The organism is Haloarcula sp. Atlit-120R (assembly GCF_003665885.1).
Classification (GTDB): domain Archaea; phylum Halobacteriota; class Halobacteria; order Halobacteriales; family Haloarculaceae; genus Haloarcula; species Haloarcula taiwanensis.
This window is the reverse complement of record NZ_QPLN01000006.1, coordinates 60,432-73,555: the sequence shown is the minus strand read 5'-3', so window position 1 is coordinate 73,555 and position 13,124 is coordinate 60,432. Positions and strand designations below refer to the sequence as shown.

General features: G+C 53.2%; 10 protein-coding genes. 5 read left to right on the top strand and 5 right to left on the bottom strand.

Features of this window, described 5'->3' with window-relative positions:
• Positions 1–30: 30 nt before the first annotated feature.
• Both DVK01_RS18145 and DVK01_RS18140 read left to right on the top strand, forming a co-directional pair.
• Complete coding sequence (locus tag DVK01_RS18145) at positions 31–933, top strand: hypothetical protein (RefSeq protein WP_228841634.1); 903 nt, start codon at positions 31–33, stop codon at positions 931–933.
• Positions 934–1,334: 401 nt separating this feature from the next.
• Positions 1,335–5,144, top strand: a complete 3,810-nt coding sequence (locus tag DVK01_RS18140; RefSeq protein WP_121537935.1) for a helicase-related protein — start codon at positions 1,335–1,337, stop codon at positions 5,142–5,144.
• 1 nt (position 5,145) lies between these two features.
• On the opposite strand, the gene DVK01_RS18135 is transcribed toward DVK01_RS18140, so the two are convergent.
• The 5 genes from DVK01_RS18135 to DVK01_RS22640 form a co-directional block, all read right to left on the bottom strand.
• The gene (locus DVK01_RS18135; RefSeq protein ID WP_121537933.1) at positions 5,146–5,676 is read right to left on the bottom strand and encodes a hypothetical protein; all 531 of its coding nucleotides are present in this window, start codon (positions 5,674–5,676) and stop codon (positions 5,146–5,148) included.
• A 148-nt stretch (positions 5,677–5,824) separates the two neighbouring features.
• Positions 5,825–6,049 (bottom strand): hypothetical protein, encoded by a 225-nt coding sequence (locus DVK01_RS18130; protein WP_121537931.1) that lies wholly within the window; start codon positions 6,047–6,049, stop codon positions 5,825–5,827.
• A gap of 7 nt (positions 6,050–6,056) precedes the next feature.
• Positions 6,057–6,233 (bottom strand): hypothetical protein, encoded by a 177-nt coding sequence (locus DVK01_RS21905; RefSeq protein ID WP_158598777.1) that lies wholly within the window; start codon positions 6,231–6,233, stop codon positions 6,057–6,059.
• A 273-nt stretch (positions 6,234–6,506) separates the two neighbouring features.
• The gene (locus DVK01_RS18125) at positions 6,507–7,088 is read right to left on the bottom strand and encodes an endonuclease NucS domain-containing protein (protein WP_121537929.1); all 582 of its coding nucleotides are present in this window, start codon (positions 7,086–7,088) and stop codon (positions 6,507–6,509) included.
• Between the two features lie 21 nt (positions 7,089–7,109).
• Entirely contained in the window at positions 7,110–10,721 is a 3,612-nt protein-coding gene (locus DVK01_RS22640; RefSeq protein WP_121537927.1) for an Eco57I restriction-modification methylase domain-containing protein, read from the bottom strand.
• 321 nt (positions 10,722–11,042) lie between these two features.
• On the opposite strand from DVK01_RS22640, the gene DVK01_RS18115 reads away from it, so the two are divergent.
• From DVK01_RS18115 to DVK01_RS18105, 3 genes are all read left to right on the top strand, one after another.
• Positions 11,043–11,348 (top strand): DUF6516 family protein, encoded by a 306-nt coding sequence (locus DVK01_RS18115; protein WP_121537925.1) that lies wholly within the window; start codon positions 11,043–11,045, stop codon positions 11,346–11,348.
• Positions 11,349–11,369: 21 nt separating this feature from the next.
• A complete protein-coding gene (locus tag DVK01_RS18110; RefSeq protein WP_014030648.1) occupies positions 11,370–11,774 on the top strand; it encodes a transcriptional regulator in 405 nt (134 codons plus the stop codon).
• 281 nt (positions 11,775–12,055) lie between these two features.
• Entirely contained in the window at positions 12,056–13,090 is a 1,035-nt protein-coding gene (locus DVK01_RS18105; RefSeq protein ID WP_121537923.1) for a hypothetical protein, read from the top strand.
• Positions 13,091–13,124: the final 34 nt, after the last annotated feature.

The window sequence follows — 13,124 nt, the reverse complement described above, 5'->3', positions numbered from 1 at the left end:
ATTAAATACATTTCCACTATCTAGCAGACTGTGGGCGAATTGGATACTGACCGTGTTAATTTAGCGGCAAGCCATCTCGATGGCGGACTGTACCGCCATGCGAGAGTAGAAACGCGAAAACCAGCGCTTGATTTGGCCGGTGCCCTGTCTGAGGTACACGATAGCAGCTTGGAGTTAAGCCTCGCAGAAGGTGATCGTATATTAATTCGAGCAGAGCAAGAGATCGATACCACAACACTACGCCGGCTTCGGAAGCTCACTGAGGTACTTGAGGACGACCTTGGGATTAATCTCGGGCATGGGAAGTTTGCCCGGATGGCGAGTACTGCGGCGACAGCCAGTTCGGTTGTAGCTGTGGCGATTGCTGGGTGGAATCTAGTGGAAGCTGCGGATACCTTGCGGGACGCTTCGAAGCGGGCAGAGTCACTACAAGCGGTGAAAGAGGACCGGTTCGGTACTTTCTACAGAGCAATCGGTCTATTCGTCGTAGAGTGTTTCTTGTTCACTACCCCACTCAATTACAAGACCGCTTGGAAAGGAACGCGGTATCTCAACAATCACTACCTCTATCGGTTGCGATCTACGTCGAAACTTCTCTATCGACTCACACTGAGCGAAGTACATTATGCGATTCGAGGATTCACCAAAGAAGCACTTCGTAACGCAGATCAGTTCGCTTCGTACCTTGCACAGGTAACCATCAAGAGTGTAAAGATCTTGCAGGAATATTCTGACGACGGAGTAGATGACCTCATTGAGACTGTACGACAAGAGGTAGAGGAGTTTCATGCGTTCGTCGAAAATAGCTATCAGCTTATTGTACCCGAAATTGAACTGCAATCCGTCGTTCAAGAAGTGGTCAAAGAACTTTCTACATTCATCGACCTTTCAGAACTATCCTCGAAGCAAATCATGAGCGGGATTGATATATAATAGGGAGCGATCAAGTAATTGTTCTACTCACTTTTTCACGAGCTAGCTGAAATTTCATCGAAGTTTCTGTTCCCCTCTATAGACAGCTTTGACTACAGCGATAATCACGACCAACAGTTGTTCCAGTTTGTGTTTCCCAACAAGCGAGTAGCGTGTCATAAAATGTGTCCCACGCCCTCTGCTTGGCGATTGTACAGCCCTCAATTCGCGCTGAAGCTCGTAACTTTGCCACTCATTAATTCTGTTCAGGACTGGTTGCATGAATTATATCTGTTGAGAACTATTGCATGACAGGTTCCAACAAAATGGAAGTTGGGGCTAGTCTTTCGGGACAATTCTTATCCTGAGTGGTGAGATGGGGAAAGTATGAATATGCCATAATCAGTGTAGTTTTATATCTGATGTTACCCTCGCTTGACGCGCTTGTAGATAACTCGAACAACACTCTCGAAGACGTTTACAAGACCGTCGTCCCTGAATGCGAAGAAATTCGCATTGCAACCGGCTACTTCTATTTATCTGGCTTTAACCTCTTCAAAGAAGATCTCGAGAACCTCCGCGACCCGGAGGAACTCGAACACGCCCCTTTTCGCATCCTAATGGGGCGAAAGACCGACCAACGTACCGTAGACGAAGTCAGTGAAGGCCAAACGCTACGTGAGCAGTTCGAGCAGGAGGTTAAGGAAGATGTTGAGGAACTGAACAACGCACAGATTGAACGTCTTGACCGACTGCGCGATTTCATTGCAGAGGGACTCGTTGATGTTAGGGTTCGAAATCCCGATTCAGGGTATTTTCATGCGAAAGGCGCCTGCTTTCGCGGTGCGACGGACAACCCGAGTCTACGGAATGGTGACCGCGATCAGCGAGGTGCGGTCACTATCGTTGGATCCTCGAATTTCTCACAGTCAGGGCACCGTCACAACGTTGAACTGAACCTGACCAGTCAGAACGGAAGTGACGCAGAAGCGTTTGAAGAATGGTACGACAACCAATGGGCCAACGGCGAGAAGTTCTCTGAGGAAATCATCAACATCATCGAGGAGACCGATCGCTACAAGCAGTGGAAGGAACAGCAGGACGAGGACGATGATGAAGTCGAAGATGAGGCAGATATTGGAACATATCTCGAACCGTTCGAGATGTATAAACTGCTGGCGTATGATGAGCTGAACGGCAACGTCAGTGTTCGTGATAGCCCTCTGTACTATTTCCAGACACTCGGCTACGAGAGTGCAAAGACGAAGCTGTCACAATATGATGGCTGCATAATCTCCGATTCGGTCGGTCTAGGCAAGTCGTTCATTGGAAGCGAACTCCTCTACGACTACCGAGAACAAGGTGACCGTTGTCTCCTCATCGTCCCAGCCAACCTAACCGACCAGTGGCGTGATCTCCTCCAAAACGCGACAGACGAAGACGGAGACCCGTTCTTCGGCCTCGAGGTTGATGGAAAACACTTGCAGGTCATGAGCATCAGCAAATTCCAGAACCTCACATACGAGGAGGTGAACGCTCTGGACGACCAATTTGATGTGGTGCTCATCGACGAGGCGCACCGATTCCGAAATCACGGGAAGTGGAATCCAAATCCGGTTGACGACGACGATTACACGGGGACTCGTCGACATGCGAACGCTCGCCTCCTCCGGAACAACACGATGATCATGCTGACTGCGACGCCAATCAATAACTCAGCTACCGATCTCAAGAACCTCATTGGGTTGTTCACCGACGAAAACGAACTGATGAACAAGGCATCCTTGAAATTCAGCGCCTTCGACGAGTACATCGACCTCGCAGCGGAGCGTAAGCGAATTGCTGCCGGTAAAGACAAAGCCTCTGAGAAGGAGCAGCGCCAGATGACAGAGCAGCTCAAGCGTCACTCGGACGAGATCTCCGAGATACTAAACGAGGTGATGGTGCTCCGGACTCGAAAGCACGTCAAAGAGACGCTAACCGATCAAGACGACTTCGATATGAGTTTCAAGCCTCCCGAACTCAACAAGGAGCAGTATTCCCTCCCCCCCGCCTACCAGCCCATTTATCGTATGCTCCCGGACGTGATGGATGCGCTCCACCTCCCACATATCACCATCAAGAATCCACAGGCAGGGGGAACACTGAAAGCACTCTACAAACTAAACCTGCTGAAACGTCTCGAGTCCTCCACATATGCCTTTGTCCAGTCAGTTCAGACGCTACACGAGAGTGAGCGGTCACTTCTTGGATTCCTTGATGGACTCCCCGAGGACGAAGATATTGATGTACTGCGTACAGTGGGTGATGATGCAGCAGAAACGACATTAGAGGATTTCGTTGAGGGAGCGGACGCAGCTGAAGATCTTGAGCAAACGCTCGAAGAGTTCGGATTCGACAGTGGTGCCCTTCAAGCAGATGGGGGCGATTCGGACGACGAACTAGCCGATGCCACGGTTGGAGAGGTGAAAACGTACATCCGCGAAGACCTGACGCTCCTTGCCTACTTCCTCTCCCGGTTCATCGGTCGTGTAGCTCGAGACTCCGGTTCTATCGCGGACATGGAAGTTGAACTGGAACAGTGGCTCGCTGACCACGGTGCAGCAGTTCTTCCAGACGTACCGGAAGATGACCCGAGTCCTATCCTCTACCCTCAGCACGACTTAAGCGAAGCCGACACTGCTACGCTGGACTTCTACGAAGCCGTATTCGCGCTCCGCGAGTTCCGTGATCCCAAGATTGACCGGCTGGCCGGAGTTCTGAACGGGTACGACCAGAAAGTACTCATCTTCACTCAGTACCGCGCGACCGCAGACTACGTCCACCGGACACTCGTCGACAACGAGTCGTCACCCATGACGATGGAGAACAGTGCGGTCGTAAAGGGTGGAGACGAGAACAAACAAGACATCATCAAACGGTTCGCCCCAGAGGCGTCAGGGTACCAGCAGACACTGGCCGAAAGTGACGAGACAGAGTTGCAGTACGTGGTCGCGACAGACACTCTTAGTGAAGGGGTTAACCTTCAGGACATTTCAGTGGTCGTAAATTACGACTTGCCTTGGAATCCAATGCGTATCGTCCAGCGGGTTGGTCGTATTGACCGAATTGGTTCGACGGCGGACAAGTACGTACATAATTTCTACCCTGACGGCGATATAGAGGCTGCAATCAAACTCCTAGAGCGCTTGCAGGCAAAAATCAACGACATCGCACTCATCGTCGGCAAGGAGAATAACATCCTCGATCCAAACGAAGATGCGGTGCTGGAGAGGGCGGGAGTCGAGACGGAGAAGACTATCGGGGAATTGGAGATTGAGGAGATTGAGTCGTCGATTCGAGAGTCCCGTGATGTGACCGACTATAACGATCTGGACGACACCTCCAAGAATCCACTGCTACGGAACGCTGGAAGTGACGAGAACGCGGCATTCGAGCGTGTGCTCCTCAAGGAGGAGCTGAACGAAGACTATGGACTATCTTCGGAGGACTTCGAGTTCGCAGAGGACTATTTCGAGGAACCCACCAATGAACGAGAGTTCCTCTACACGAACGCTATTGGCCACGATACCGGCCCGCGTCCAGGTGTGTTTGGTCTAGTCCATCTCTGGTTCGAGAACGATGAGACCGGAGAACCCGAAGATGCACCGCTTGGGCGTGTACGGCGAGCATTGTACTACAAACCGTTCAGTGGTGACCTGAAAGAGCGACCCGTTGGTTCACTCGCCATCGCACCGGAAACGCAGGGTGAACAACTTTCCGGGAACACCGACAGGGTAATCGCGAACAGGGAGTCGATCGAGGAGCATCTCTCCGAGCGGTTAGAGGAGATCCGTGAAGGGCAGGTCGAGGAAGTGTTTAGCGGTGGTGGTCAGTCGGCCACACAGGAGATGTTACTCGACATGATGCAGATGCGAATCCTCCCACAATACGGTGACCAGTCCGCACCTGTCGACGAGCATGACACGGTCGGGGAGTGGGCGAATGACTTGTTCGATCGGCTGGATCGAGTGAAGCTCAAACACACAGATGAAGACCGAGTGTTGCGAGAGGCCTTCCGGGAACACCCGGACTACACCTCGCTCGGTGACTGGCCAGTCGAGGAGTTCCTCGTCGAACTAGAGGCATTCCTCGAGGACAATATCGAAGCATCTGCGGAGTATCAGACCACTCTTGTGGGTGAGAGCGCCGTCCAGGCTCGGCTCATCTGCTGGGGCGTCATCGGTCAGTAGTTCACACCGTTGGTTCTTGATATCCGATTACTGCGATATCCTCAACGTGCAACACGCTCCTAATGAACTTCATACACCGCATGGCTTCGTTATAGAGATCGTTGTTCCTCTCACCCCAATTCACCGGAACAATTAGACATCCAAATTCGATTTTTTTGCGGTTGCTTCGTTGTGTCTTTCCACCCTTGATGAACTTTAGTATGTCATCGCTCACGCGTTTCTGTTGGCTCTTCTCAATCTCAATAGCAATCCGATCTCCTGGGTGATACAGATCTACGCTATGGTTGAATTTCGGTGCCCATAATTTGCACTTCGGATTCAGTCCTCTATCTGAATCCTGTTCGAAATGGTAGTCTGGGAGTGCCTGCGCCACATGACTGTCAAGATCGTTTTGACTCTTCTCGAATACACGGTTTGGTGCAGCCTTGACGGCTGAGAGAATTCGTTCAAAATCGTCCTCAGGGAACATCCTCGATTTCTTCCGTTCCCGAATGTCCTTATTCAGAAACCCCTCTTTCACGACTTCTACCATGATTTACTTCATTGATTGGTATGGTTAAGATTGTGGTTATTCTGGGTAGTTCACTGCGACATATCGCTCCGAGGCAGAGACGTGCTTACTATGCGAGTGCAGCCGATATTCCCGTAACGTTTCAGGATTTCGACGGAGACACAGCGTTCTATTCGAGGACTGGTCGCAGGTCACGCCACCTCAGATCTACCTGAGTACCTGAGGCCACCCGCACACGGTAGAGGTAGGAGTCCCGCTCGTCACCAGTGGATGCGCCCGCATCGTCCCGAAGTATCTCGATAACCTCTCCGCGCTCGCCGTGGTATTGGAAGTCCGGGTCATCTCGATTGGGGATGTCGATTTGGACACAGTCACCCGGTTCAACGCTCTTCATTACAGACTCACCAGTCAATATCGCCGACCTTCGATCGTCGGAGTTCGGACAGGCTCATTTCATGTTTGGGGTGCAGCCAGTACGGGTATCCATTGACGTTGAACTCATGACCGGTCGCTTGCTCAAGTACCTCCTGAGCCAAAGCGGTGAATGAGTACTCTGCACCGTTTTCCAGCCACTCCACGTTGTCACTCCGTCCCGTCTTCCCCGTTATCCGGCCTCGCCAGAAGTCGTCCTCCGGGTTGTACTCGCGCTCAGCATCGTCTGGTAGGCTTTCCTCGTCGAACAGGACGATATCCCCCTCTTTGACGAGTCCTGCCTCGAGCAGAACTGTGGTCCCCTTTCAGCGCGACTCGACGACCGACTCTGCTGACGTTCCTTCTGCCGGCGCTTGGCCATGTACTCCTCGGCCTCTGGGATGGGGAGCACTTGTCGGGCACTCACGAACACCTCCTCGTCACGTTGGTGGACGTCCAGTTCGATGCAGGTGATATCCATCCCGTACTCGCGTTCGAGCACATACGACTGGGGTTGTGATCTCCGGGCCGAAGCTGCCTGCGGCGAGCAAAATCCGTGGTCGGTCATCTAGGACGAAGTCCGCGTAGCCATCTTCTGTGGTGGCGACGTCCTCGCCAAGGAATTCACTGAATTGCTCGCCGACGGCTTCAGGCGTGAGTTGATCGTCTTCGTCGCGGCGATTGTTCCAGAACGCTCGGTAATCCTGTTGGAGTTCCTCTGCACTAATCGTTGAGCAGTAGCTTGCGTACTTGATAGCCTGGAGATCGGTCGTCTTGTCTGCGCTATCCCGCTTTAGTTCGATTATGACGAGCTTCCCATCGGGGTCAAGCGCCAACACGTCGGGGCGTTCAGCTGTGCGGTCAAACTTAGCGTACTGGGACGCGACCACGAGTAGGTCTTCGCCGAGTATTGATGGTGTCTCGATGATCCACTCCTCGATGTCTGCCTCGGTTAGATCGAGAGCGTCGAAGCTGGTGGGTTCGAGTGCAGTGACACCCTTGCTGTTGACGTGGTAGACCATCCTATTCCTCTGAGTTTGTGACTACTCGAAGGGCCCTTCTTCTGCCAGAACGTCGAATTTCTCGAACACTCTGTCGAAGTACTCGTCCGTCATGATGCGGGGGTTCGAGACTCGGTGGAAGTCGTCCAAGACGAACTTTACGTCACGGCGTTCCAGCCCATAGGCGTGGAATGCAGCAGCATCAATCTCGGCCTGTAGTTCGCTGCGTTCCTTCTCGTCTGTTGCGGGATCTATACCACCAAGCCGGTCGCGCATCTCTGCAAACTCCTCGCCGTAGCAGTTCAGACGGGCCGCCCGTTCACTGATATAGTGGAACCAGTCGTCGCCATCCGTGAGGTGCGGCACCTGTGATTCCTTAAATTTGTAAGTGACGACGTGAGTGTCCACCTTCGTCCGGAGTAAGTAGTCGAACGGTAGCGAGTTGATCAGGCCAACCCCGACAAACAGCTCTTCATCCGTAAACACTCTCTGGTAGAAGTCATGAAGATATTCGTTGCTGAGTCCCTCTTCGTACGGTTCTATCTTGTAATTCCGGATAGTTCGGAGTGTATTGTGACAGACCACTCCCTTCGGGATGACCGCCGAGATCAGCGTCCGCTCGTTCGTCGCATTCGTAATGTCGCGGAGCACGATACGGTACTCCGTGCAGTCAAGAAGAACATCCGCATCAGTTAGCGGCTCACCTCGGTGTTCCTCCAGCAATTCATTTACGAAACCCTTCTGTGAGCCAGTCCCGTCAAATGTCTCGTAGATCGCCGACTTGAGGTCACGGAGGGTCTTCTCACGCATTCGCTGCTTTGCGCTCCGCTTGGGGTCAGTATCCTCCTCAACACTCCAAAACTCGGGAGGAGCGATATCATCAATGAACTCCGGCGAATAACTGAACTGATAGATGTTCTTTCCTCCGTAGACCGGATATTCGCCTTCTTCCTCATCGACAAAGCGGTCGGAATCGCTCGTTCGCCGTAGCCCCTGATATGGCTCCATGTACCACCCAGAGGCATCTCTATCACCAAGTGGTGGGTTGTCGATAATCTTCTGTAGAACTTTCAACTTCTGCTTAGACTCGATATAGGGGAAGATGCCTGCCTCTGGTGAATATCGTTCTAAAACAGAACGTGGTACGCTGACGGAGTCAGACTCGAATGACTCCAGAATGTCTAGATTCCCTTCAGAGTATTTTCCTGCGACCGACTCGGTAGTGCCTCCATTCTTGAATGAGACGATACCGAACTTGTACTGTTGATGAATCTGGTCGAAGATTGAATGATTCTCAAAGATGTTCAGGACATCCACCCGCGTGTTGTCAAGCAGGTGGTTTCGCAAGTCTTTGCAAGATGCTCCGTTGAAAATAGCACCAGGCAGGATCTGTGCGACGTAGGACTCGTCTCCGGCGAGATCGAACACACGCTCGAAGAACAGCGCCGAGAGGTCGTTGGGGTTGGGCTTGATTCGACCATCAATCTCGGGACGCTGGAGGTTATATTCGGGACTGTTTTTGAAGTACTCCGAACGTTTCTCCATCTCGTCCTGATACGCTTCCCAGCCCGCCGCAATACTCTCGTCTGAGAGGAGTTCCTCCTGTTTCTGATCTTTCTCATCCGGGGGCCTGGTGCGGAATGTCTCGTCATACTTCGAGAAGTAATCGTCTCGGAGCGGCTTCAGCCGATCCCACGGCGGATTCCCGATGACTACATCGAATCCTCCGTCACGATAGACCGGTGCGAACTCCAACACCCAGTGGAAGGGGCTGAACTGTTCAACTTCTCCCGAGTCTATGTCTTCCAGACCTGCCGCGTGGAATTGATCCAAGACCTTTTCATTCAGTTCCAGACTGTGCTCGCTGATCCGCGATTCTGCCAGTTTACGGGCGTTTTGTGCCTCAGCACCGCTGGTCGCGTTCTGATGCCGTTCAATGGCCTCAATGACATCGTCGTAGAGTTCCTGAACCCCACTGCCAGTCCCACCGCCCCAATTCGTCAGCGATGCATCCCCATCGTCGGTGACCTCAATTAATTCCGTGAAGCCGATGAGAGAGTTCCCCTGTCGAATGTTGAAGTCGATGTTCGGAAGCGGCTCCACTTCACTTGGTTCGTCCTCAATGTCAGCAACCATCGAGAGCCATAAACGGAGCTTACAGATTTCTACCGCCCCGTCGTCGATGTCCACTCCATAGAGGTTGTTGAGGATAATTGAGCGCTTCGCGTACAGAGAAGCACCTCCGTGTCCCTCTCCAATCGTCTCCAGTTCCTCGACAGTGCGCTCCTCCAGTTCCCACGTTTTCCCCTCATCATCCATCTGCTGGAAGAACTCGATGCACTGCATATAGATATCCAGCAAAACTTCCTGAGCGGCAAGTAGGAAGGCCCCACTTCCAACCGCCGGATCGAGGACTCGAGTTTGCTTCAGGAAGTCATGATAAAGCGTCTCTACGTGCCGCGTCTCGACGTTTTCGGTCGGAAGCTGCGTCGTAACCGCACCACCATCGGCTAGTGCCTCCACACCGCTCTCAGTATCTGAAGCGTGGAATCCGAACACATCATCTATTTCTTCGTAGTTAGCACCAACTTCCTCATTGAGCTGGTCAAGGAGGTATGGATGAATCGTCCGCCGAGACATAAACCCGGTAATCTCCTCAGGAGTGTAGTACGCCCCCATCTCCTTCTGGTTGACCGTCTGCTCGAAAATGTGGCCGAGGATGGCTGGAGAGAGATTCTTCGGATCGACGATGTCGAGCCGCTCGTCGACGTTCCAGTTCCAATCCGAGAGGAAGTCAAGGATGTCACCGAACAGGTCGTTGGTGCGCTCGCTCGTATCCCCGAGGCGAGCGTCCTCGAACTCCTCCTCGATAGGGTTCTTCGAGAACAGCCCGCCGTTCAGGTACGGAAGTGCACCGAACTCGGTGCTCTTCTTGTTCTCGGCGAGGTAGTCGAAGAATAGCGGTTCGTAGAATTCCTCGTAGACGTTCTCGCCCTCGTCTACGCGTTGTTTGTGGTGGTCGTGGAGGTAGTTCGGGTCGCGGTCGAGCAGGCGTTTCTCTTGGATGAAGTAGAGGAAGATCATCCGGTCAAGTGTGACCTGCACGTAGCGCTGCTTGGCGTCCCCGCGGTTGTCGGGGATGCCGGCGACTTCCTGCACGAGATCGGTTCGAAGAGTCTCGAACTGCTGGTAGAACTCTTTGACGACTTGCTTAGTGTCGTAGAGGTCGTCGTAGATCGCTGCCGCCGAGCCGAACTCAAGACTATTGAGTTTCTGGAGGATGGTGTTCTTCTCACCAGTCTCGCTGGTCATCTGCTCCTTTGTGAACGAGAGCTTCTGGTGCTTGATACGCCCGTGTTGTTGTCCATCGAGCGCCCGAATCCGGGTGAGGAAGGTGAACTCCTCGTAGTCGTTGGTTGCGACGAGGTTAGTTCGTCGTCGTCGGTCGTCGGGTTTGAAGTCGGAGGCCGATTCTCCTGGCCCAGCTTCGACGAGGACGATGAACTCGCGGTCAGTGAGCTGGAGGACGAGCTCGTTGTCGTCCCCGAGGTTGTTACGGACTTTCAAACCCCGTTTTTCGAAGGTAGAAGCGACATCAGATAGTGAATCCCAGCCAGCGATGTCCTTCGCTGTAATCTGCTGGAGTGTATCCATGGGATTATCTTTTACTAGGACCTCATAAAACTACACACGATTGGAGAGTATAAGTAAAATCAGAGTCATTAGTGGGCAGCCGGGTTCTGTGTCGAGGAAGCCTTGTAGTCGTTTGTGTGGTTGTCTCAACTGTATCTTGTAAACACTCAGGCCAGAAAGTAAGAAAAGCAGAAAGGAAGTGCTTTCTGCGGCTCCTCGAAAAGATTGGACGTTTATATACCTGACCGGCGGCACACAAAGTCTCGATTGTGGTCTTTTGACCCTGTTATGGAGGTGTCTCCATAGGCTTATATCTATGGAGGTAATAACATAGGATAGCGGATGGCGTCCTACACTACCATCGAAGACTGGCGGGATGTCAAAGACGGCTACGTCGTTGCTGTGACCATCCGACAGACGGACGATGAACAGTACCCGTGTGGTTGGGATTACAGCCTCCATCTTGGGGAAGTCGGCGGAAACACGATCCTCCGATACGACAATGCCCACGAACGGACGAAAGGGCACGAGTGCCACATTCACGACGATGTTGAATACATCGAGTTTCCGGGGATGCTGACGCTTTACGACCGCTTCAAGGAGGAGGCTACCGAACTATCGCCCGTTTCGTGGAACTGGTCACCGTAGGACGCCGCCGGGAGGAACACAATGCCCACACTCAAAGTCACCGTCGGAAATAGCGATCATCTCGACCAGCGCACGCGTAGTCGACTCAAGGCCGCTCAGGAGGGTGAAGACCTTGACGACGCCCAACCGACACTGAATTTCGACTCGTACGCCGAACTCAGTCGTCTCCTCAGTCCGAAGAATCTGGAGCTGTTGGAGGCGATCTCCGAACATGAACCGGCGAGCATCCGCGAGGCTGCTGAACTGGTTGACCGAGACTACAAGCAGGTACACCGGAACCTCTCTGAACTTGCAGATATCGACGTTATCGAATTTCAGGGCGGTGGACCGGGCGAAGCAAAGAAGCCGATGTTGGCCTACGACGGTCTCGAAATCGACATTCCATTCACAGGGTCGAACGGGAACACTGGTACTGTTGCACCGTAGTTTATCGCTGAAGTTCCACTTCGGATAGAGTTCGGCCTCGGTGAACACTTGCTTGTGGCCTCCTCACCGGATGGGTTCAGGTAGGAGTGTATGGAGGGAAAGCCCCCTGTACATTCCAAGAAAAGATGTCTATCCTCTTGCTGAAAACGAAGGCGACCATACATCAAAACCGCAACGGAGGTTACGAACACTTCTACGACACGTTGGAGTATCAGCTGGATTTCCCTCTGTATTGACCGTGAGCCAGTCCAAAATTTTGTGTTCCTCTGTCGGGTGAGAGGATGACTGACCTTTCACTCGGTACGTTCGGAGACGGAGACAGCGCCGACAACGACCTCGATCCAGATGCCGCAAGCATCGCCCGATGCGCGACGACGTGTCGCGCTCCTGACCGCGACGACAGCAGTTGGGCCGCCCCGGACGAGGACTGGGGGCTGACAACGCAGCGGCCAGCGTCGTCGATCAACACGTCGACTGGTCGAGCAAGCAAACAGCAAACGCGCTGGGGCGTCGACGGGGACGTCGGAGCATATGTTGAGCAGTACGCAACTGATGTCCTGCAAATCCCAAACACGTACAGCGACTTCAGTTCAGTCGACACTCGAGTCACATTCGTCGATGGGCTTGCTGACAGCTACGGGTACGGCATTGACGCCCAAGCACTCGAAAAGGCATTGCGAGTCCTCACTGGCGGTGGCCGATACACTGCGTCGCAATATACTGCCATCCCGTGCGGGAAGCAGCCATGGATTCTGACGGGGCCAGAAGGGACGCTCTTGTGCAGCTGTATGCCCGTTGAGCGGCCGGAGAATCTATACACGAAGGACCTACGGACGCCAGAGACAACCCTGCAGATCGAGGAACAGAACCAAACAGTCCGCACGGGAGCCGCTGAGTTTGCTCACTTGCTGTCCGACGCTCTCGGTGTCGATATCGAGGGTGTAGAGTACGCAACAGTAGGCGAGAAAACCCAGCACTCGTTTGTCGGGGCGGAAGATGAATTTAAAATCGCGGCGAGAGACTTAGCACAACTGCATGGGTTGACGAATGACCCATCCGTCATCCAGGGGACAGTCAGCCGTGGAGTCCAGCCCCCCAGTGGTGGCGATCCAATCTCGGTTGAGTGGGACGGGCCGGAGCATCCGGTTGGATATCTCGACGAGGGAGATGTAGTCGCCGGCTACGAGTTTACGTGGGAACAACCCGAAGAGTCGCTGGAAGACATTGCAGTCGTTCGCGAGTATCGAATAACTCAGAACTACTCGCGCTGGACGGTTGACTACCACACCCATCGACTCGCGGCAGTCGTCCCCTGACCGACGCCGCCAACGGCATATTTTGTGTGCCCTC